We start from the raw sequence: 20,641 nt of genomic DNA on the forward strand, positions 1-20,641 counted from the left end.
TCTCCTCACACCAGGGTTTCGCGCGGTGGCGTCACTCCACAGGCAGAACTCCCAGCGAGCCTCCAGCGCTCCCGGAATCCGCACCCTCTCCGCCACCGCCTCCGGCCAGGGACGCGACCCGCGCGTTCACCTTCTCCGAAGCCATGCGACCCGGCAGCCTCGACGGGTCGACGTTCCGGCACAGTACCAAGGAAGCGCCGACCGCGAGTTCGGACGTCAAGGCTGCCCGGATCTCGGCGCGCGAATCGTAGGCACAGCCGGTCAGTACTCGACTACTGGAAGTCAGACCCCAGCGGGCCGCCGCGTCGGCGGCGTCCTTCACGAGTTCGCCCTGAGTCCACTCCGAGCCGTCGGCGACGAGGGCCCGGGTGTCCGCGGTGACCGGGGAGTAGGGGACGAACATGTCCGGCTGCGCCGGCGCGACCGCGGCGTAGTCGGTGAATCCTTCGGGAACGTTGGGGAACGGCGCGCCCAGCGGCCGCAGCGCGAGCGCGATCCGCTCGCCCTTGCACGCCAGCGCTTCCTCCAGCCGGTCCGGCCCGGCGACCACGGCCGCCGCGCGCTCGGCCGCCGCCGGGTCCTCGCCGACGCTGGCCACCACCCCGGCGGTCCAGCACGCCAGCAGCCAGATCGGGGTCTGCCAGTGTGTCGGCAGCAGGATCGCGACCTCGTCGCCGGGGGCCAGGGCCAGCTCGTCCTGGATCAGGTTGGCGGTCTTGGCGACCCAGTTGTCGAACGTGGCGTAGGACAGCTCCACCCGCTCGCCGGTGTGGTCGTCGTAGTACGTCAGGAACGGCCGGGAAGGGCCGAGGGCGAGTGCGTCCCGCCACACGTCCGGGAAACTACTGTTCGCTGCGGTCACGCCGAGAGGATACGGGGGAAACAGGCTGCTGTTGCGCAAGCACGTCGGTCAAGGACCGTTTATGCTGGCCCGCACGGCGCGCCGGGTGTGCGCGACGACAAGCGGTGTACGTCAGGGACGCCGCGCTGAGAGAACTGGCGAGGGGAAAGAGAGTGACAGAGGCGATCCTTCTGGTGGGGGGCAAGGGCACCCGCCTGCGTCCTCTGACGGTGAACACCCCCAAACCGATGCTCCCGGTCGCCGGTGTCCCGTTCCTCACGCACCAGCTGGTCCGCGCGAAGGACGCCGGGGTGCACCGGGTGGTCTTCGCCACCGCCTACCGGGCCGAGGTCTTCGAGCAGTACTTCGGCGACGGCTCCGACCTGGGGCTGGAGCTGGTGTACGTGACCGAGGACGTGCCCCTGGACACCGCCGGAGCCATCCGCAACGTGGCCGACAAGCTCATCAGCGCCCCGGACGAGCCGGTCCTGGTGTTCAACGGCGACATCCTGTCCGGCGTGGACATCGCCGCGCTGGTGGACGCGCACCGCGAGCGCGGCGCCGACGTCACGCTGCACCTGTCCCGGGTGACCGACCCGCGCCCCTTCGGCCTCGTCCCCACCGACGCCCAGGGCTGGGTGACCGCGTTCCTGGAGAAGCCGCAGCGGCCCGAGGACATCGTCACCGACCAGATCAACGCCGGCTGCTACGTCTTCCAGCGCTCCCGCATCGACGAGATCCCCACCGGCCGCCGGGTCTCGGTGGAGCGCGAGACCTTCCCGGGCCTGCTGGCCTCCGGTGCGAAGGTGCTCGGCGTGGTCGAGCAGTCCTACTGGCTGGACCTGGGCACGCCGGCGGCGTTCGCCAAGGGCTCGGCCGACCTCGTGATGGGGATAGTGACCTCCTCCGCGGTGCCCGGCCCGGCCGAGCGCGGCACCGCCGAATCCCTGATCCTGCCCGGCGCCCGCATCGCCGAGGACGCGGTGGTCGACGCCGGCACCACCGTCGGCTCCGGCGCGGTGATCGAGTCCGGCGCGCACGTGAGCGCCTCGGTCCTGGACGCCGGCGCGGTCATCGGCCGCGGCGTGAAGGTGAACTGCTCGATCATCGGCGCCGGCGCGCGCATCGGCGAGAACACGGTGCTGGACGGCGTGGTGGTCGGCGACGGCGCGGTGCTCGGCGCCGACAACGAACTGCGCGCCGGAGCTCGCGTCTGGTGCGGGGCGGTGCTGCCGGACAAGGCGGTGCGGTTCTCCAGCGACGAGTAGGAATGCGCGCACGCCCCGGGGCCGGGATGGCAAACTCTGCTCCGCGATGACTGACAACGCTGACAACACCGACAGCGACATCCGGGCGGTCTGGGCCGCCCGCAAGGGACGCAGTGGAGGTGCCGCCTTCGAGCGGCGCCGTACGGCCCCGCCCCGGCGTCCTGTCGTCCCGGCCGCGCGGCAGGCGCCGCCGGAGCCGGCCGCGGAGCCCGAGGCCCGTCAGACCCTCGTCGTCGATCCCGGCTACGACCTCGCGGGGTCGGTGAGCGTCCTGCGCCGCGGCGCCGGGGACCCCACATTCCGCCGCGCCGAAGACGCTTCTCTGTGGATCGGCTGCCGCACTCCGTCCGGCGACCCGGGCGCTCTGCGCCTGCGCCGGGCGACGACCGAGACCGTGGAGGCCGAAGCCTGGGGGCCCGGCGCGGCCTGGCTTCTCAAGACCCTGCCCGACTTCCTCGGCCTCAGCGATTCTGAGGAGACGCGCGCGGAGTTCGCCGAACTCGTCGCCGCACAAGGCAATCCGCAACTCGTGCAGTCTCTGCGACGCAATAAGGGACTTCGGGTCATCCGCAGCGGCCGGGTCTGGGACTCCCTGGTTCCCGCGGTCCTGGAGCAACGCGTCACGGTCCAGGAGGCGCACCGCGCGTACCAACTACTCGTGCGGCGCTATGGGATTCCCGCTCCAGGGGCTCCCGCAGAGGTTCGCCTGTGGGTCTCTCCGTCGCCCCGCGAGTGGGCCCTGATCCCGTCCTGGGAATGGCACCGAGCCGGGGTCGACGGCAAGCGCTCGCGGGCGATCCTCGGCGCCTCCCGCGTCGCGGCCCGCCTGGAAGAGACCGTGGGCATGGAACGCGATGAGGCGGCGCGCCGCATCCGCACCGTTCCGGGCATCGGCGTCTGGACGGCCGCCGAAGTGATGCACCGCTCGCACGGCGACGCCGACGCGGTCTCCGTGGGCGACCTGCACCTGCCACGCATCGTGTGCGGGGCTCTGGGAGACCCCGCGATGGCGTGGGACGACGACCGCATGCTGGAGCTTCTGGAGCCCTATCGCGGCCACCGCTATCGCGTCAGCGCTCTTCTGTACCGCTGATCCGCAACCCCGTGTGGTGATCCACCAGGCGCCCCAGCATGGCGATCAGCGTCTTCCGCTCGCTCTCTGACAGCGGAGCCAGCAACTCCTCCTGCGCGGCGTCCAGTTCCGCGTCCAACGCGCCGAGGAACCGCAAGCCGTCCTCGGTGATGCGCACCAGATTGCGCCGCCGGTCCGCCGGGTCCGGCGCCCGTTCCAGACAGCCGCGCCCCTCCAGGTCCGTGACCGCCGCGGTGACGTCGCTGCGGTCCAGCCCGATGCGCCGCCCGAGGTCCGCCTGGCTGGTCGCGCCGGAGTCGGCCAGGGCCGCCAGCAGCGGGTAGTACGACCGGCTCGGCACGCCGGTGGCCTGCATCCGCTCGCCGATCAGCCGGTGCCCCTGGTTCGAGGCCTGGCCCAACAGCCAGGTCGCGCGGCCGTGGAGGCGGACGGGGGTGTTGAGCGGGTCCATGGCCGCAGCCTACTTCGGCGCCGGGGTTGACAGAAGTAGTTGGCGCGACCAACATTGGTCGTGCCAACATAGTGTTGGCCAGGCCAACGAATAGTTGATGGGGAGACGACGATGACCGGCTACGACATCCAGACCCTTTCGGACCGCGCGGAGATCACCGACCTGTTCGTGCATCTCGGCCGCTGCCTGGACGAGCACGACTTCGACGGGCTGAAGGCGGTCCTCACCGAGGACGTCGTCGGCACCACGCCCGGGGGCACGCAGGAGGGGCGCGAGGCGCTGATCGACCAGGCCCGCCGCAACCACGAGGGCTACGAGCGCCTGGCGCACCAGTTCAACAGCATCCTGGTCGAGGTCCAGGGCGACACCGGCACGGTGCGCGCCTACGTGACCGGCGCGTTCGGGCACACCGACAGCCCGGAACCGGTGCGCGTCCTCGTCGGGCAGTACCGCAACAAGGTGGTGCGCACCGCGGAGGGCTGGCGGATCAGCGAGCTGACCGTCCGGCCGGTGTTCCGGGTGGGGGAGCCGGCTGTCGCGCTGTAGAGGTCAGCGCACGGTGATGAAGTCCTCGGGATCCCGCGGAGTCTGCGCAGAAGGCGCCTCCGCGGGTTTCCCTATAGCGATGACGCCCAGAGGTTCCCATCCGTCGGGAAGTGCCAGCAGCTCCCTGATGGCGGCGGGGTCCGCGTTGGCCCAGGTGGACCCGATGCCTTCGGCCGCGAGGGTCACCAGGAAGTTCTCTACAGCGGCGCCTAGAGACGCGATGAGGAAGTCCGTAGGCGGCAACGCTGTAGCGATGTGGCAGGGGACCACTAGATAGGGCGCGCGCTCCAGCACTGTGTCGTCGGTTAAAGCCAAGCCGCTCGCGAACGCCTTCCGGGCCGTCTCGGACTCCAGCAGTACGAACCGCCACGGAACCGTGCCGTTCTCCGGAGCCGCGCTGTCGTCCGGGAGCGGAGAGGGGGCCGTCAAGGCCGCGGCCACCGCGCGGCGTACCGAGTCCGGCGGCACCGGGTCCGAGGCGAACCACCGCGTCGTCCGGCGCCGCAGCACCCCCTCGCGCATCGCCTCGGTCGTCCCCAGCGAGAACATGTCGTTCTCCGCGGACCGGATCAGCGGCCGCACGCCGAGCCCGGGCTCGGCGGTCACCAGGTCGCCCAGCCCGCGGATCACCGCGACCGGCACGCCGTCGGCCTTGCCCTTGACCACTTCGCCGGCGCCGGCCAGCTCGTCGGCCGTGGCCGCCGCGGTCACCAGCAGTTCGTTGCCGAAGGCGTCTATCGTCCCGCGGTGGTCCATGAGCGCGTTGACGTAGGCGCAGCCGATGGCCACGTCCGTCTGGCCCTCGCGCCACGGCCGTCCGAAGGTGTCGGTGACGACCACACCCACCGCGACGCCGAACCGCTCGCGCAGCGCGTCGGCGAGGTCCCGCGCCGAGCCGTCCGGGTCCTCGGGCAGCAGCAGCACGGTGCCGGCCGGGGTGTTGGACGCGTCCACGCCGGCCGCGGCCATCACGAAGCCGTGCCTGGTCTGCACGATCCGGGTCGGCCCGCGGCGCGCGACCAGCCGCACCATCTCGGCGTCGATCGCGGCCTCGCGGTCGTCGGCCCGGACCACGCGGCCCTCGGCCTTCGACAGGATCTTGGAGGTGACGCACAGGATGTCGCCGTCCCGCAGGCCCAGCCCGGACTCCGTCACCGCGGCGGCGATCAGCGCCGCCAGGTCGTCGCCAGGACCGACTTCGGGGATCCCGGCGACCGCGTGCACCGTGTAGGAGGTGTCGGCCATGGTCAGGACGCCGGTCGCGCGGAGCCGTCGGCGGGGCCCGCGGAGGGGTCCGCGGCGGAGTTCTTGCCGGCGGCGATGTCGGCGGCCAGGTCCAGCGCCGCCTGGGCCATCGCCCGCGTCGCCTCCGGGGAGGACATCATCAGCGGGACCGCGCGGCAGGCGATGCCGGCGGCCTCCACCTCGGCGACCGAGGAGGCGTCCGCGTCCGCGTCGACGAGCCAGCCGTCCAGCAGCCGCGCGCCGTAGTGCTTGGCGACGGCCGCCGCCGTGACCTCCACGCCGACCGCGGCCAGCACCTTGTCGGCCATGCCGCGCACCGGGCCGCCGCCGACGATCGGGGACAGGCCCACCACCGGCGCCGCGGCGTCCGCCACGGCCTGCCGGATGCCGGGGATCTCCAGGATCGTGCCGATGGACACCACGGGGTTCGACGGGGGCAGCACGATGACGTCCGCCTCGGCGATCGCCTCCAGCACGCCCGGGGCCGGCTTGGCGTTCTCCGCGCCGACCGACACGATCGCCCGCGCGTCGGGCGCGTGCATCCGGACCCAGTACTCCTGGAAGTGCACCGCGCGGCGTCCGCCCGGGGCCTCTGGGTCGTCGACCACGACGTGCGTCTCGACCCGCTCGTCGCTGGCCGGCAGCAGCCGTACCGGCAGGTCCCAGCGCGTGCACAGCGCCTCGGTCACCGCCGACAGCGGGTAGCCGGCGCCGAGCATCTGCGAGCGCACCAGGTGCGTGGCGATGTCCTTGTCGCCGAGCGTGAACCAGTCCGGGCCCACGCCGTAGGCCTTCAGCTCGTCGGCGACCCCGAACGTCTCCTCGGTCCGGCCCCAGCCCTGCCCCTCGTGGATCCCGCCGCCGAGGGTGTACATGACGGTGTCCAGGTCCGGACAGATCCGCAGGCCGTGCATGGTCATGTCGTCGCCGACGTTGCCGATCACGGTGACGTCGGCGTCGGGTGCGGCCGCGAGCAGGCCGCGGAGGAATCGGGCTCCGCCGACGCCTCCGGCAAGGGCTGTGATGCGCATGAGGGCAGTATTTCAGGAGGAGAAACGCTGCTTGGCCGCGTCCCACCGCAGCCGGGCGGCCGCGACCCCCTCGGCGCGGGCGGCGGCGGCCAGGTCGGCGACCGTGACCGTGGGTTCCGGTATCACGATGTCCGGGTGCGGGGTCGCGCCGAGGAAGAGCGCGACGAGGTCCGGCGCGAGGAGGTCGGGGGTGAGCGCGGTGGTGGCTGTGGCGGCCATGGTGGCCGTGGTGGCCGTGGTGGCCGTGAACGGGGCCTGGTTCGGCATGGGGGGAAACTCCGCTAGGACATCCGGCCTGCGTCGGGCCGGGCAACGGTCGGGCCGCTGCTTTCGGTGGGTCTGTGGGAAAGGTCAGCTGTGACAGAGACAGCGACAACACAGACCGCGACACGACTCCATCGCGGTGCGCGCAGCGGTGACCTGCGCCGCGGCGGGGGACAGGCCCCGGCGGCTCTCGGCGGTCACGATGCGCGCGTTCATGATGCCCCCACCCCACCCGGCGACCGGGACCGCTGTCAAGCGGCGTCCGCATGGTGGGGGCGCGTATTACCTCCAACAGGTGAATCGCATGGTCGCTACCAGATCCCGGCTTGACGGCCCGGTAATGACGCGCGTGTAATTTCAAACGTGTCGTGATGATCTCCGCACGGGGAGTGATCTTCTTCCGTGCGGACCAGGTAGGGCCAGGAGGCGTTGCGGTGGCCGAGGCCGCGGAGAACACAGAGGGCGCGGAAGAGGCTTGTCACGCCGAGGTGTACCGCATCTATCCGCTCCACAACGGGGTCGACGAGGACCGCGGCTGGCAGTCGCGCGCCTTGTGCGCGCAGACCGACCCCGAGTCCTTCTTCCCGGAGAAGGGCGGGTCGACCCGGGAGGCGAAGAAGATCTGCCTCAACTGCGAGGTGAAGGCTGAGTGCCTGTCCTACGCGCTGTCCAACGACGAGCGCTTCGGGATCTGGGGCGGCCTGTCCGAGCGCGAGCGCAGACGACTCAAGCGCGCCGCCGTGTGAGGGCGATCTGTCGCATATGACCGTCGTTCGACGGCTGCGGGGACCGTGGAAGAGGACTTGTGGAGGACTCTTCCGTGAGAGCCCTGCGGCCGTGTTCTCCTTGCCAGGCAACGCAATTCGGGCATAACGGCATAGCCGGTCGGTATCTGCGGACGCTCGCGTATGGTGGACCCTCAGTCCGCCCCCGAGCGGGGATTCCCGAGACCGGAGCCGGTGCCAGCGCAGCATGTCCCAGTACCCAGAATCCGGATATCGGACCGGCGGCCTGTCCGCGACCGGCCAGTTCGCCGCCGGCGGCTACGGCGGCCAGCCCGGCGGGACCGGCCAGTTCGCCGTGGCCGACGTCGACGCCCGGCGCCGGGCCGCCGCCGAGGCGGCGGTCAACGCCTTCCCGAACCACGTGGTCACCGCGGTGGTGGTCTCCCACGACGGCGCGCGCTGGCTGGAGGACTCCCTCAAGGGCCTGCTCGGGCAGCTGCGCGCACCGCAGCGGATCCTGGCCGTGGACACCGGGTCCAAGGACGACTCGCTGGCCATCCTGGACGAGAACCTTGGTCCGGAGGCGGTGCTGCAGACCAAGCGCAACACCGGCTTCGGCACCGCCGTGAACCACGCGCTCAAGGCCGCCCCGGTCGCCGACTTCGACCTCTACGGCCGCGGAGACCAGGTGGTGGAGTGGCTGTGGCTGCTGCACGACGACTCCGAGCCCGCGCCGGACGCGCTGCTGCGGCTGCTGGAAGTGGGGGAGTACCACCCCGAGGCGGCCGTCATCGGCCCCAAGATCCGCGGCTGGCACGACCGCGAGCAACTGCTCGAAGTCGGCGTCACCGTCACCTCCGACGGCCGCCGCTGGACCGGCCTGGAGGACGGCGAGCACGACCAGGGCCAGCACGCCGAGCCGACCCGGGTGCTCTCGGTGTCCAGCGCCGGCATGCTCGTCCGGCGCGAGGTCTGGGACCGGCTGCGCGGCTTCGACCGCGCGATCCCGATGTTCCGCGACGACCTGGACTTCTGCTGGCGCGCCAACAACTCCGGCTACGACGTGCTCACCGCGCCGAAGGCCGTGTTCTGGCACGCCGAGGCGGCCACGCGCGGCGAGCGGCGGATCAGCGCCGGCGTCTCGCGGCCGCACTTCGAGGACCGCCAGCACGCGCTGTACGCGGTCACCGTCAACCACGCGGGCCGCTTCCCGATACTGACGTTCCTGCGGCTGTTCTTCTGGTCGCTGCTGCGCGCGATCGGCCTGGTGCTCAACAAGACGCCGCTGAAGGCCGCCGACGAGGTGCTGGCGGCGCTGGCGTACGCCGGCCGCATGGACCGCATCGTGCGCGCCCGGCGGGCCAGGGCCCGGACCCGGGCTCGGGGCCCGGTGGACCTGGACTCGCTGTTCCCCTCCCGCCTGCAGGTCTTCCGCCACACCTTCGAGGACGCATTCGAGGGCTTCCGCTCCCGGAACCAGCGCGAGGACGAGGCCGGCGGGGGCTCCATCGAGAGCGGTCCGGTCTCCGAGGAGGCCGAGTCCTTCGACTCCGGGACCCCGTGGCTGATCCGCGCGGTCCGGATGCCCGGCAACTTCGTGTGGCTCGCGCTGACCGTCGTGATGATGGTGGCGGCGCGGAACCTGCTCACCGGCGGCCGGCTGATGGGCGGTTCGCTGCTGCCCGCGCCCGCCGGCGCCTCCGATCTCTGGCACGACTTCTTCGCCCCCTGGCACGGCGTCGCCACCGGCTCCACCTCTCCGGCGCCGCCCTACCTGGCGGTCGTCGCCCTGCTCGGCACCCTGCTGTTCGGCCACGCCAGCCTCGCGGTCACGGTCCTGCTGCTCGGCTCCGTGCCGTTGTCCGGCCTCACCGCCTACGCGGTCCTCAAGCGCACCGTCTCCTCCAGCTCCCTGCGGGTGTGGGGATCGGCCGCCTACGCGCTGCTGCCCGCGGCGACCGGCGCGATCTCCGGCGGCCGGCTGGGTTCGGCGGTCGGCATCATCCTGCTGCCGCTGGCGGCTTCCGGAGTGCTGCTCGCCATAGGCGGACCGGGGCGTAAGGGCTCGGTGCGCGCCGCGTGGCCCGCCGCCTTCGCGATCGCGATCGCCATGGCGTTCGCCCCGATCGTCTGGGTGCTGTGCGCGGTGCTCGCGGCCGGCGCCGCGCTGACCGTGTTCTGGCGCTCCACCGCGGACTTCGCCACCGTGCTCGTCCGGCTGGCGATCCTGCTGGTGACGCCGATCGCCGTGCTGATGCCGTGGTCGCTCCAGCTGGTGAAGCACCCGGCGGCGTTCCTGCTGGAGCCCGGCCTGCCGCCGGTGCCCGGCAAGAACCCGGACCCCACGCACCTGCTGCTGGCCAACCCCGGCGGCCCGGGCACCTACGCCTACTGGATCACCGGCGGCTTGTTCCTGGCCGGTCTGGCCGGACTGCTGCGCAGCGGCCCGCGCCGCCGCCTGAGCTTCGCCGGCTGGACGCTGGCGCTGGCCGGCTTCTTCGCCGGCCTGCTGGCGCTCCAGGTGCGCCCGACCGGCCTGGCCGGCGGGCTGCCGCAGCAGCCGTGGAGCGGCGTGCCGACCGCGGCGATCGGCTTCGGCCTGATCGTGGCCGCGGTGATCGGCGCCGAGGGCGCGCGCGACTACTTCCAGGCCTCGCAGCTCAGCTGGCGCCAGCCCGCCGCGCTGGTGGTGGCGCTGGCCGCGGTCGCCACCCCGGTCGTGGCGGCCGGCTGGTGGGTCACGCACGGCGTCGCCGGGCCGATCCAGCGCTCCGCCGCGGACTTCCGCCCGGCCGTGGTGTCGGTCCAGTCCCAGATGCCCGACCAGCCGAGAGCCCTGATCCTGGGCTCCGGCGCGCAGACGGTGATCGGCTACGGCATCGTCCGGGACAACGGCGCCAGCCTCGGCGACGCCGACTACCAGGTCCCGAAGGCCGACGCCGACCGGATCAACACACTGGTCGGCGGCCTGCTGTCGGACTCCGGCGGCAGCGAGTTGCAGGGGCTGGCGTCCCTGGGCGTCCGCTACGTCGTGGGGATGAAGACCCTGACCCCGGACTACGTCCACATCCTCGACGCCACCCCCGGTCTGGACCGGCAGTCGCAGATCCAGGGCGTCAACCTCTGGAAGATCGCCAACCCGGCCTCCCGGGTCTCGCTGCGCGGCCCGGGTACCAGCGACCCCAAGGCTCTGGTGCAGACCGCTGCGAACGACCGCACGATCACGGCCACCGTGGCCGCCGGCCAGGACGGCCGCCAGCTGGTGCTCGCCGAGGACGCGGACAGCAACTGGTCGGCCCGGATGAACGGCGCCGACCTGCCGCGGGTCACGATCGACGGCTGGGCGCAGGGCTTCACGCTGCCGGCCGGCGGCGGCACGGTGACCGTGTCCTACTCGGACGCCTCGCGCACGGTGTGGCTGGTCGGCGAGGGTCTGATCTTCCTGTTCGCGCTGATCATGGCGCTGCCGACCGGCGGCCGGGTCGAGGAGCGGGGCCCGGGCTCCGAGCCCGACGACTACGTCCCGCCGAGCCTGCCCGGCCAGTACACCCCCGAGCCGGAGCCCGAGCCGGCGCTGGAACCCGCACTGGAGCCCGAGCCGGAATACCAGCCGCAGTACGAGTATCAGCACGAGCAGTACGCGCACCAGGACTCGTACGCACAACCAGACCAATACGCACAACCGGATCCCTACGCGCAGCAAGACCCATACGTGCAGCAATACCAGCACGACGCCTACGCGCAGCAGCCGGACCCGTACGCGCAGCAGCCTGAGACGTACGCGGACCCGCAAGATCCCTATGCGCAGCAGTACGGCGGCCACGAATACGCCGCCGCCGAGTACAGCGGCGAGTACGAGAACCCCGAAGCGTACGGCGGCTACCTGCGCCCCGGCACCGGCGAGTACGAGCGCCCGGACTTCGAGCGCCCCGACTTCGAGACCGACGACCACCGGCAGGGAGGCTACCGATGACCCGGCCGAACCGTCCCGCGCGCCCCACCGGAGCACGTCCGACCGGCGCCGCTCCGCGACCCGGCGGCGGCGCCCCCAGAGGCCGCGCGCTGGCCAAGACCCGCACCTCCCCGATCTCCACCTTCGGCGCCCTCGGCGTGGTCGCGGCGGTCCTGCTGGCCGGTCTCGGCTACGGGTTCTCCACCGGCACGCAGAACAAGAGCGCGGTCAGCGAGCAGACCTCACGCACCCTGCCGGTCGGCAGCGCCACCGCGGTCTGCCAGGGCGAGATGGGAGCCGGCAACGACACCTCGACGTCGCTGACCACCTTCACTCCGTCGGGCAACGCCACGACCGGCACCGACGGCGCGAGCGTGCAGTACGTCGACGGCAAGCCGTTCGCCCCGCTGAAGATCGGGGCCGCCGGCACCCGTTCCAGCGCGCAGCAGGTCACGCAGTTCAACACGGTCACCAACGACGTCGGCGAGCTCCAGCCGGTGCCGCTGGTCCTGCAGGCCACCGGTTCCTACGCCCCGGGCTTCACCGCCGGCGAGCTGATCCGCAGCGACAGCGGCAACCAGCGCGGCATGGCCGCCTCGCCCTGCACCACTCCGAGCACCGACTTCTGGTTCGCCGGGGTCTCGGTCGGCACCACGGACCGCGACTCGTGGCTGTACATGGCGAACACCGACAACGCCCCGGCCACTGTCAACCTGACCTACTACGGCCAGGACGGCAAGATCGACACCGGTACCCTCGGCCACGACATCACGGTCCTTCCCCATACCTCGACCAAGTACCAGCTCAGCAGCCCCCTCGGCCCCGCGGCCCAGGCCAGCGCCGTGGCCGGCGTGCACGTCACCACCACCGAGGGCCGGGTCGCGGCCCAGGTCCTGGACATCGACAAGCCGCAGAAGAGCGACAACGGCACCGGCCGCGGCATGGACTTCATCCCCGCTCAGACGCCGGCCGTGGCCGCCGAGACCTCGCAGACGATCCCGGGCATCCCCGCCCCGGGGAACACCCTGACGAAGTTCGACCTGGTCATCAGCTCCACCAGCGACGTGCCGGTCAGCATCGACCACGTCTACTGGTACGGAAAGCAGGGCCGGATCGAGCTGGCGGCGCAGACGCAGGACCCGGGCAAGGGCTACACCAAGCGCGACAGTCCGCTGAGCATCGCCCCGAACCACACGGTGATACTGGACATGACCTCGGCCGCGCAGGACAAGACCGAATCGGCGGCGCTGCAGATCGTCGGCAGCGGCGGCTCGTTCCTGTCCGGGGTCCGGCTGGTCGAGACGGACTCGAAGAGCGGCACCCAGGACAGCGCCTACCTGGCTCCGACCCCGCCGGTCGGCAGCGAGGCGATCGTCGGCGACAGCAACATCGGCGGGGCGGCCAAGAGCACGCTGGTCCTCACCTCCGCCGGGAGCAAGGGGTCGACGGTCCAGGTCACCACCATCGGCGCCGACAACAAGCCGGCCGTGGACCAGGTGACGATCGCCGCCAACAGCACGGTCGCCTACACCCCGAAGGCCACCGGCTGGTTCACCGCGATCGTCCAGCCGCAGCCGGGCTCGGACCCGATTTACGGCGCGCGCATCCTGTCGGACCTGCCGACCAAGGGCGGTATGCAGGTCACCGCGCAGACACTGGAGGACGCCCGGGTGTCGGCGGCGGTGCCGCCGGTGGCTCCGGACCTGTCGGGCGCCGTCGCCCGCTGAAACGGAAAACAGCCGCCGGCCGAGCGTTCTGCTCGGCCGGCGGCTTTTGAGTCTCTATGTGTTATCTGAGATGGCGTATATAGGGCACAACACCTTATATATAGGAGAACGGGCGAACTTCTCAGTCCTCCTCGTCCCGTCCCTCATCCACCTCGTCGGGCTCCATGCCCAGCAGCTCCGCGACTTGTTCGACGACCACTTCGTAGACCAGGTCCGCCAGCTCCGGCCGGCCCGCGGCCCGGGCCTCCACCGGCCGCCGGTACACCACGATCCGCACCGGCTCGCCGGGACGGTCCGCGATCACCCGGCCCAGCGGCACGGCCTCGTCGCTCCAGTTCTCGGCGTCCGCCGGCGGGACCTCCTCGACCGCCAGCTCGATCTCGGCCAGCCGCGGCCAGCGCCGCTCCAGGCGCTCCACGGCGTCCAGCACCAGCTCGTCGAACTGCTCGGCGCGCGTCAACGCCAGCGGGACCTGCGGCGGGGCTAGGGGGCCGCGCAGACCCCGCCCCCGCCTGTCACGCGTATGCTTCCGGCGGCGGGGCTCCTGGCCGGCCCCCGACCTGATCGAGGCAGTGATGGGCACGCGTCGAGCGTAACCGCCGATCCGCCCCTCGGCGACAGTCATTCCTCGCGTGTCGGGCCGACTACGCCGTGACCTCGGCTTTCGCAGCGAGCGTGGCTCAGCGCGGCTCGGTGTGGGCTCGGTGTGAGCCCGGTCGGGGGCTCGGTACCGGACTCAGCTCAGGCTCAGCGTGGGCTCGCGTGGCTCGCGTGGCTCGTGTGGGCTCAGTGCTCGGGATCGGGCAGGGCCCGCAGGTGGCCCCGGGCGCGCGAGAGGATCGCACCGTCCCCGTCGTCCCCGCGCTCACCCCGGTCCCCACGGTTCCCGCGCTCCCCACGGGGCCCGCGAGCGGCCTCCCGCACCGCGTTCGCCAGCGCTTCGAGGTCGTCCGACGAAGGCTGCGAGGGGCCCGGGTCGGGTTCGGTCAACCGCAGCACGGCCCACCCCCGCGGGGCGGTCAGCCGGGTCGAATGCTCCGCACAAAGGTCGTAGCTGTGCGGCTCGATATAGGCGGCCAGAGGGCCGAGGACGGCGGTGGAGTCCGCGTACACGTACGTGAGCGTCGCGACGGCCGGACGGCTACACGCGGTTCGCGAACATCTGCGGGCTGGGCTCACTTGGTGGAGATTAGCGCTTGCCGGCGCGGATGGAACACTGGCACGCCCTACATCCGTGCGCGGGTCGTCCGGCTGGGTCCTCCGCGGGCGCCGGGGCCGCGATCGCCCCGCTCGCCGCGCCACCCTCGTCCGGCGACCGCCGGACCACCGCGGCCTGCCGCCCGGGATAGGCTCGACTCACCTGTTACCAGACCTGAAAGCGGGAGCCAGTGGCCGGCCACGACTTGTCACAGATCGTCAAGGCATACGATGTACGCGGGGTGGTCCCGGACCAGCTCGACGAGACCGACACCGAGGCGCTCGGCGCGGCGTTCGCCGTATTCGCGGGCGCGCCGTCGGTCGTGGTCGGCCATGACATGCGCCCGAGCTCGCCGGATCTGGCCGCGGCCTTCGCCCGCGGCGCCGCCTCGCGGGGCGTGGACGTCGTGGAGATCGGCCTGGCCTCCACCGACTTGCTCTACTTCGCCTCCGGCGCGCTGGACATGCCCGGCGCGATGTTCACGGCCAGCCACAACCCGGCGAAGTACAACGGGATCAAGATGTGCAAGGCCGGCGCCGCGCCGATCGGCCAGGACTCCGGTCTGGTGCAGATCCGCGAGGCCGCGCAGGCGATCATCGACGGGAATCCCCTGCCGCCGGCGGGCAAAACCGGCACCGTCACGCAGCGAGCCATGCTTGAGGACTACGCCGCGTACCTGAACAAGCTCGTCGACCTGTCGAAGATCCGTCCGCTGAAGGTGGTCGTCGACGCGGCGAACGGCATGGGCGGCTACACGGTCCCCACCGTCTTCAAGGGACTGCCGCTGGAGGTCGTCGATCTCTACTTCGAGCTGGACGGCACCTTCCCGAACCACGAGGCCAACCCGCTGGACCCGAAGAACCTCGTCGACCTGCGGCGCGCGGTCGTCGAGCACCGGGCCGACCTCGGCCTGGCCTTCGACGGCGACGCCGACCGCTGCTTCGTGGTCGACGAGCGCGGCGAGCCCGTCGCCCCGTCCACCATCACCGCGCTGGTCGCGGTGCGCGAGCTGGCCAAGCACCCGGGCGCCACGATCATCCACAACCTGATCACCTCGGCGGCGGTGCCGGAGATCGTGCGCGAGCACGGCGGCGTCCCGGTCCGCACCCGGGTCGGCCACTCCTTCATCAAGCAGGAGATGGCGAGCACCGGCGCGGTCTTCGGCGGCGAGCACTCGGCGCACTACTACTTCCAGGACTTCTGGAAGGCCGACACCGGCATGCTGGCCGCGATGCACGTGCTGGCCGCGCTCGGCGAGCAGGACGCGCCGCTGTCGGAGCTGGCCTCGGACTACACCCGCTACGCGTCCTCCGGCGAGGTCAACAGCGAGGTCGCCGACCAGGCCGACCGCTCGGCCGCGGTCCGGGCGGCGTTCGAGAGCCGGCCCGGCGTCACGGTGGACGAACTCGACGGCCTGACCGTCGCCGGCGACGGCTGGTGGTTCAATGTCCGACCGTCGAACACCGAGCCGCTGCTGCGCCTGAACGTCGAGGCGGCCGACGCCGACGCGGTGGCAGCGCTGCGCGACGAGGTGCTCGGGATCATCCGCGCCTGACGCGCTGAAGCGCAGGGCGGACCGGGGAACCAGTCCGCCCGCCCCATTCTTCTGATTCGACCTGATTGGAGCCCTGCCGTGATCGAGCCCTCCCTGCTGGAGATCCTGGCCTGCCCGAAGTGCCACGCCCCGTTGCGCGAAGAGGACGCCGCCTCCGCGCTCGCCTGCACCAACTCGGAGTGTGCGCTGGTGTACCCGGTCCGCGACGGCATCCCGGTCCTGCTCATCGACGAGGCGACGAAGGCCGCCTGAGCCTCGCGCACCGTCCGGGTGAGCCAGTAAGCCCCGCGAACCGCTACATTCATAAACGCAACGTCAGCCGACGAAACAGGAGAAACGCCGTGAGCGTCCTCACTCCGAGCGACTACAAGGTCGCTGACCTGTCCCTGGCCGAATTCGGCCGCAAGGAGATCACCCTCGCCGAGCACGAGATGCCCGGCCTGATGGCGATCCGCGCCGAGTACGCGGACGCGCAGCCCCTGCGCGGGGCGCGCATCTCGGGCTCACTGCACATGACGGTGCAGACCGCGGTCCTCATCGAGACCCTCGCGGCCCTCGGTGCCGATGTGCGCTGGGCTTCCTGCAACATCTTCTCCACCCAGGACCACGCCGCGGCGGCGATCGTGGTCGGCCAGGGGACGCCGGAGGCTCCGGCCGGCATCCCGGTCTTCGCCTGGAAGGGCGAGACGCTGGAGGAGTACTGGTGGTGCACGGACCGAATGCTGCAGTGGCCGGACACCGGCGACGGCAACACCGGCCCGAACATGATCCTGGACGACGGCGGCGACGCCACCATGCTGGTCCACAAGGGCACGGAGTTCGAGAAGGCCGGCGCCGTGCCGGACGCCTCGGCCGCCGACAGCGAGGAGTTCCAGGTCTTCCTGGCGCTGCTGCGCAAGTCGCTCTCTGAGGACGGCAACCGCTGGACCGCCATCGGCGAGCGCATCAAGGGCGTCACCGAGGAGACCACCACCGGCGTGCACCGGCTGTACGAGATGGCCAAGGAGGGCTCGCTGCTCTTCCCGGCGATCAACGTCAACGACTCGGTCACCAAGAGCAAGTTCGACAACAAGTACGGCTGCCGGCACTCGCTGGTCGACGGCATCAACCGCGCCACCGACGTGCTGATCGGCGGCAAGGTCGCGGTCGTGTGCGGCTACGGCGACGTCGGCAAGGGCTGCGCCGAGTCGCTGCGCGGCCAGGGCGCCCGCGTGATCATCACCGAGGTCGACCCGATCTGCGCGCTGCAGGCGGCGATGGACGGATTCCAGGTGGCCACGCTGCAGGACGTGGTCGGCAGCGCCGACATCTTCGTCACCGCGACCGGCAACAAGGACATCATCATGGCCGCGGACATGGCCGAGATGAAGCACCAGGCGATCGTCGGCAACATCGGCCACTTCGACAACGAGATCGACATGGCCGGCCTGGCCAAGATCCCGGGCATCGAGAAGGTCGAGGTCAAGCCGCAGGTCCACACCTGGAAGTTCCCGGACGGCAAGACGATCATCGTGCTCTCCGAGGGCCGCCTGCTGAACCTGGGCAACGCCACCGGCCACCCGAGCTTCGTGATGTCGAACTCGTTCACCAACCAGGTGATCGCGCAGATCGAGCTGTTCACGAAGACCGCGGAGTACCCGATCGGCGTGTACGTGCTGCCGAAGCACCTGGACGAGAAGGTGGCGCGGCTGCACCTGGACGCGCTCGGCGTGAGGCTGACGAAGCTGTCGCCGGAGCAGGCCGCCTACATCGGCGTGGAGGTCGAGGGGCCGTACAAGCCGGAGCACTACCGGTACTGATCTTCAGGTACTGATCTGCTCCGGATCGCGTGAGAGGCCGGTCCCGCTTGGCGGGGCCGGCCTCGGCGTTATTTCAGGTCCTGGAACGAACGGTGTTTCAGAGCGGCGGCTTGAACCCGTCGCCCTCGGTCTGCGGGGCGGGCTGGGTCTCCGGCGTCCGATCCTGGACCGGCGGCACCATCGAGCCCTGCCATGCCGCCGGAGGGGGCGCTGTGGGCGGTGCCATAGGGGGCGCCCCGGCCGGCGCTCCAGCCGTCGGGCCCGGCGCCCCGGCGTAGGCCGGTGCCTGCCTCTGAGCCCGCTCCCACGCCGCTCGCTGGGCCGCCTCCGCCGCCCGCATCTGCCGGACCCGGCGTTCGGCCGTGACCGCCGCCAGGTACGCCCACGGCGGCGTTCCGGCCGGCGGCATCGCGACGTAGCGGAGGACTTCGGTCGCGACCTCGTGGCCCATGCGCGCGGCGACGTCCGGGCGCATCTCGTGCATGCGCGTCAGGTACTGGCGTGCGGACAGCGCGACGTCGTCGGGGAGCGCCGACAGGTCCAGCTGCTGCGCCCAGCCGAGCAACGGATAGGGCATGGCCAGCGCCGCCATTCCGGCCGGGCTCACCCCGGCGTCCGGTGCCCGGTCGCGGACCACGACCGTCCCGGCCAGCCAGTCACCGGTGCGGCGCCCCTGCTTCGAGGAGAAGGACGTCGCCACGGCCAGCACACCGGCCGTGGCGTAGAGGTCGAAGATGCCCGAGAGCGCGCGGACCAGTGCGTGCCGGAACCGCACCGGGCCGCCGTCGGTGCGCACCACGCGCAGCCCGAGCGCCATCTTGCCCAGTGTGCGCCCGCGCCCGACGGTCTCCAGCAGCGCCGGGTACCCGACCACCGCCGCGATCGTCACGACGATCATGAGACCGGCCATCACCGCGTCGTCGACCGCGCCGGCCGACGCCACCACTCCGAGCACGGCGGCGAGCACACCCAGCAAGCTGGCCTGGATGAGCAGGTCCAGCAGCCGGGCCAGCGCGCGGCTCGGCAGCTTGGCGAGCCGGAGATCCAGGGCCACGCCCTCGCCGATGACCAGGTCGCTCAAGGTCTTTGTCTCCACTCCGGGCTGACGTTGTTGCGGCAACGGTAGACCGCTCATACCGTGGGCGCACAGTTTCTCACCACAGACTTTCCATATAGAGCGCTGGCTTCTCACAGAGGCGGGGTCTTCCTACACGTGGACATCGACGCATACGCAGCGGCCCACCGCGCGGAGTGGACCCGCCTCGCGCAGTTGTCGAACCAGAGCCGGGCTCTGGACGGCGGCGAGGCGGACGAGCTGGTAGCGCTCTACCAGAACGTCGCTACGCATCTGTCTGTAGTGAGGTCCGCGGCGCCGGACGCTGTAGTGGTCGGTCACCTGTCGTCTCTGCTGGCGACCGCGCGCGGCGCCATCGCCGGGCCCCGCGTTCCGGCGTGGAGAGAGATCCTCTACTTCTTCACCGACGGCTTTCCGGCGGCTCTCTATAGAGCGCGACGCTGGTGGATCGCTACCGCGGTGATCTCACTTGTCGCCGCGTTCTTCATGGGCTGGTACATCGCGGCGAATCCGCGCGTGCAGGGGGAGCTGGCTTCTCCGGATCTCGTGAACGGGGTCTTCCGGCCCGGCGGGGAGTTCGAGACGTACTACACGCAGTTCAGTCCGGGATCGTTCGGCTTCAAGGTGTGGGTGAACAACGCCTGGGTGTCCGCGCTGGCGCTGTTCGGAGGGGTGACGCTGGTCTTCCCGTTCGTCGCCATGTACATGAACACGGCGAACCTGGCGATCGACGGCGGGTTCATGGCGGCGCACGGACGCTTCGGCACGTTCCTGTCGCTCGTCGCCCCGCACGGGATGTTGGAACTCAGCGCGGTCTTCGTCGCCGGCGGTTGCGGGATGCGCATCGCGTGGACGCTTCTCTCGCCGGGGCCGCGGACTCGCGGCGAGGCGCTGGGGGAGCAGGGACGGGTGCTCGGGACGATGGCGCTCGGGTTGGCGTGCGTGCTGTTGGTGTCGGGCTCGATCGAGGGGTTCGTGACCGGGCACACGCCCGCTCCGGTGCGGCTCACGATCGGTTTCGTGGCCGAGACGCTGTTCCTCGTCTACGTGTTCTTCGTTGGTCGCCGAGCCGCTCTGCGCGGTGAGACAGGTGACGTGAGCAGGGCCGACAGAGCAGACGTGATACCCACGAGGGCTTAGTCGGGTCACCGGATCCGATCAGCGAACGGATGGTTTCAGCCCTCTGAGTGATGGGTAGACACCGCCGATTCGTCTGCGACCTCAGACGTGTGCCATACTTACAGGGTTCCCCTCCATGAACTGGCGACGGCCATCAGGTTGACACGCGTGTTCGGGGAGCGTAAGTTAGAGGGGTTGCTGTCAAGCGGGAGCGGCGGGCGAGAGCCCAAAGAATCCATGCTAGAGTAACCAAGCCGCCGGGGCAAGGGTTCGAAAAAGAATCCCAAACCGGCAATCGCAATCAAAGCGACTGTGCTTGATTCAAAGGCTCAGTGAAATTGCGAAGAACGCAAAGGATCTGCTAAGATCTAAAGCGAAGCAAGACAAGAACAAAAGAAAAACAGCAAGACCTGACAACGCCGGGTCGCAGCCGATCGGAATCAAGGTTCCGGGACGAGTGGTTCGGGCGTCTGTTTCTTGAGAACTCAACAGTGTGTGACGAATTGTGATGCCATGCGACCTCGGGTCCTGCGCTCCTCGTGAGCGATGGTCCGAGTGTCTTGAACACATGGTTGACAGTGCCCACCCCGACCCCCGTCGGGGTGTATGCGACTGTCCGCCAGGTGACTCTTCTGACACCTCATGCTGACCCTATTCCGGTCGGCTGGTGATAATCATCAATGGAGAGTTTGATCCTGGCTCAGGACGAACGCTGGCGGCGTGCTTAACACATGCAAGTCGAACGGTGAACC

18 protein-coding genes and 1 rRNA gene are annotated in these 20,641 nt (G+C 70.8%); 11 read left to right on the top strand and 8 right to left on the bottom strand.

Annotation, left to right across the window (positions count from 1 at the left end; genetic code table 11):
• Nucleotides 1-31 precede the first annotated feature (31 nt).
• Entirely contained in the window at nt 32-862 is an 831-nt protein-coding gene (locus ABH935_RS44265) for a TIGR03089 family protein (protein ID WP_370384007.1), read from the bottom strand.
• Nucleotides 863-1,014: 152 nt separating this feature from the next.
• Between ABH935_RS44265 and ABH935_RS44270 the strand changes: the two genes are divergently transcribed.
• Both ABH935_RS44270 and ABH935_RS44275 read left to right on the top strand, forming a co-directional pair.
• Nucleotides 1,015-2,109, top strand: coding sequence for a sugar phosphate nucleotidyltransferase (locus ABH935_RS44270; protein ID WP_370384008.1), 1,095 nt, complete (start codon nt 1,015-1,017; stop codon nt 2,107-2,109).
• A gap of 46 nt (nt 2,110-2,155) precedes the next feature.
• A complete protein-coding gene (locus ABH935_RS44275) occupies nt 2,156-3,202 on the top strand; it encodes a DNA-3-methyladenine glycosylase (protein ID WP_370384009.1) in 1,047 nt (348 codons plus the stop codon).
• On the opposite strand, the gene ABH935_RS44280 is transcribed toward ABH935_RS44275, so the two are convergent.
• Nucleotides 3,180-3,653, bottom strand: coding sequence for a MarR family winged helix-turn-helix transcriptional regulator (locus ABH935_RS44280; protein WP_370384010.1), 474 nt, complete (start codon nt 3,651-3,653; stop codon nt 3,180-3,182). The genes ABH935_RS44275 and ABH935_RS44280 overlap by 23 nt on opposite strands.
• Before the next feature lie 111 nt (nt 3,654-3,764).
• On the opposite strand from ABH935_RS44280, the gene ABH935_RS44285 reads away from it, so the two are divergent.
• A complete protein-coding gene (locus ABH935_RS44285) occupies nt 3,765-4,199 on the top strand; it encodes a nuclear transport factor 2 family protein (RefSeq protein ID WP_370384011.1) in 435 nt (144 codons plus the stop codon).
• A gap of 3 nt (nt 4,200-4,202) precedes the next feature.
• Here ABH935_RS44285 and ABH935_RS44290 read toward each other — a convergent pair whose 3' ends face one another.
• The 3 genes from ABH935_RS44290 to ABH935_RS44300 are packed head-to-tail and all read right to left on the bottom strand — an operon-like array spanning nt 4,203 to nt 6,742.
• Nucleotides 4,203-5,444: a coenzyme F420-0:L-glutamate ligase gene (locus tag ABH935_RS44290; RefSeq protein ID WP_370384012.1), complete on the bottom strand. Its 1,242-nt coding sequence runs from the start codon at nt 5,442-5,444 to the stop codon at nt 4,203-4,205.
• A gap of 2 nt (nt 5,445-5,446) precedes the next feature.
• A complete protein-coding gene (gene cofD / locus ABH935_RS44295) occupies nt 5,447-6,475 on the bottom strand; it encodes a 2-phospho-L-lactate transferase (RefSeq protein ID WP_370384013.1) in 1,029 nt (342 codons plus the stop codon).
• A gap of 12 nt (nt 6,476-6,487) precedes the next feature.
• Nucleotides 6,488-6,742: a hypothetical protein gene (locus ABH935_RS44300; RefSeq protein WP_370384014.1), complete on the bottom strand. Its 255-nt coding sequence runs from the start codon at nt 6,740-6,742 to the stop codon at nt 6,488-6,490.
• A 485-nt stretch (nt 6,743-7,227) separates the two neighbouring features.
• Here ABH935_RS44300 and ABH935_RS44305 point away from each other — a divergent pair, with 485 nt between their 5' ends.
• The 3 genes from ABH935_RS44305 to ABH935_RS44315 all read left to right on the top strand — a co-directional run bounded on the left by ABH935_RS44305 (nt 7,228) and on the right by ABH935_RS44315 (nt 13,143).
• Nucleotides 7,228-7,485 carry a WhiB family transcriptional regulator gene (locus ABH935_RS44305; RefSeq protein ID WP_194915663.1) on the top strand — a complete coding sequence of 86 codons (258 nt, stop codon included), beginning with the start codon at nt 7,228-7,230 and terminating at the stop codon, nt 7,483-7,485.
• Between the two features lie 226 nt (nt 7,486-7,711).
• Nucleotides 7,712-11,437 carry a glycosyltransferase gene (locus ABH935_RS44310; RefSeq protein ID WP_370384015.1) on the top strand — a complete coding sequence of 1,242 codons (3,726 nt, stop codon included), beginning with the start codon at nt 7,712-7,714 and terminating at the stop codon, nt 11,435-11,437.
• Nucleotides 11,434-13,143, top strand: a complete 1,710-nt coding sequence (locus ABH935_RS44315; protein WP_370384016.1) for a DUF5719 family protein — start codon at nt 11,434-11,436, stop codon at nt 13,141-13,143. The genes ABH935_RS44310 and ABH935_RS44315 overlap by 4 nt, the downstream gene beginning before the upstream one ends.
• Nucleotides 13,144-13,264: 121 nt before the next feature.
• Here ABH935_RS44315 and ABH935_RS44320 read toward each other — a convergent pair whose 3' ends face one another.
• Complete coding sequence (locus tag ABH935_RS44320; protein ID WP_228563349.1) at nt 13,265-13,768, bottom strand: metallopeptidase family protein; 504 nt, start codon at nt 13,766-13,768, stop codon at nt 13,265-13,267.
• A gap of 161 nt (nt 13,769-13,929) precedes the next feature.
• A complete protein-coding gene (locus ABH935_RS44325) occupies nt 13,930-14,322 on the bottom strand; it encodes a DUF3499 domain-containing protein (RefSeq protein ID WP_370384017.1) in 393 nt (130 codons plus the stop codon).
• 209 nt (nt 14,323-14,531) lie between these two features.
• Between ABH935_RS44325 and ABH935_RS44330 the strand changes: the two genes are divergently transcribed.
• From ABH935_RS44330 to ahcY, 3 genes are all read left to right on the top strand, one after another.
• Nucleotides 14,532-15,896, top strand: coding sequence for a phosphomannomutase/phosphoglucomutase (locus ABH935_RS44330; protein WP_370384018.1), 1,365 nt, complete (start codon nt 14,532-14,534; stop codon nt 15,894-15,896).
• A gap of 78 nt (nt 15,897-15,974) precedes the next feature.
• Nucleotides 15,975-16,148 carry a Trm112 family protein gene (locus ABH935_RS44335; RefSeq protein ID WP_323747866.1) on the top strand — a complete coding sequence of 58 codons (174 nt, stop codon included), beginning with the start codon at nt 15,975-15,977 and terminating at the stop codon, nt 16,146-16,148.
• Between the two features lie 89 nt (nt 16,149-16,237).
• The gene (gene ahcY / locus ABH935_RS44340; RefSeq protein WP_370384019.1) at nt 16,238-17,695 is read left to right on the top strand and encodes an adenosylhomocysteinase; all 1,458 of its coding nucleotides are present in this window, start codon (nt 16,238-16,240) and stop codon (nt 17,693-17,695) included.
• Between the two features lie 97 nt (nt 17,696-17,792).
• Here ahcY and ABH935_RS44345 read toward each other — a convergent pair whose 3' ends face one another.
• The gene (locus ABH935_RS44345; protein WP_370384020.1) at nt 17,793-18,776 is read right to left on the bottom strand and encodes an RDD family protein; all 984 of its coding nucleotides are present in this window, start codon (nt 18,774-18,776) and stop codon (nt 17,793-17,795) included.
• A gap of 132 nt (nt 18,777-18,908) precedes the next feature.
• On the opposite strand from ABH935_RS44345, the gene ABH935_RS44350 reads away from it, so the two are divergent.
• Nucleotides 18,909-19,910, top strand: coding sequence for a stage II sporulation protein M (locus ABH935_RS44350; RefSeq protein WP_370384021.1), 1,002 nt, complete (start codon nt 18,909-18,911; stop codon nt 19,908-19,910).
• A gap of 656 nt (nt 19,911-20,566) precedes the next feature.
• Nucleotides 20,567-20,641: ribosomal RNA gene (locus tag ABH935_RS44355) — 16S ribosomal RNA — on the top strand; the annotation flags it as partial.

The organism is Catenulispora sp. GAS73 (assembly GCF_041262085.1).
In the GTDB taxonomy this organism is placed as follows: Bacteria; Actinomycetota; Actinomycetes; order Streptomycetales; family Catenulisporaceae; genus Catenulispora.

What these genes read in the sequence shown, in the direction of transcription:
- ABH935_RS44275 (WP_370384009.1), top strand. Translation starts at nt 2,156, where the DNA reads ATGACTGACAACGCTGACAACACCGACAGCGACATCCGGGCGGTCTGG.
- ABH935_RS44280 (WP_370384010.1), bottom strand. Translation starts at nt 3,653, where the DNA reads ATGGACCCGCTCAACACCCCCGTCCGCCTCCACGGCCGCGCGACCTGG.
- ABH935_RS44285 (WP_370384011.1), top strand. Translation starts at nt 3,765, where the DNA reads ATGACCGGCTACGACATCCAGACCCTTTCGGACCGCGCGGAGATCACC.
- ABH935_RS44290 (WP_370384012.1), bottom strand. Translation starts at nt 5,444, where the DNA reads ATGGCCGACACCTCCTACACGGTGCACGCGGTCGCCGGGATCCCCGAA.
- cofD (WP_370384013.1), bottom strand. Translation starts at nt 6,475, where the DNA reads ATGCGCATCACAGCCCTTGCCGGAGGCGTCGGCGGAGCCCGATTCCTC.
- ABH935_RS44300 (WP_370384014.1), bottom strand. Translation starts at nt 6,742, where the DNA reads ATGCCGAACCAGGCCCCGTTCACGGCCACCACGGCCACCACGGCCACC.
- ABH935_RS44310 (WP_370384015.1), top strand. Translation starts at nt 7,712, where the DNA reads ATGTCCCAGTACCCAGAATCCGGATATCGGACCGGCGGCCTGTCCGCG.
- ABH935_RS44315 (WP_370384016.1), top strand. Translation starts at nt 11,434, where the DNA reads ATGACCCGGCCGAACCGTCCCGCGCGCCCCACCGGAGCACGTCCGACC.
- ABH935_RS44320 (WP_228563349.1), bottom strand. Translation starts at nt 13,768, where the DNA reads ATGACTGTCGCCGAGGGGCGGATCGGCGGTTACGCTCGACGCGTGCCC.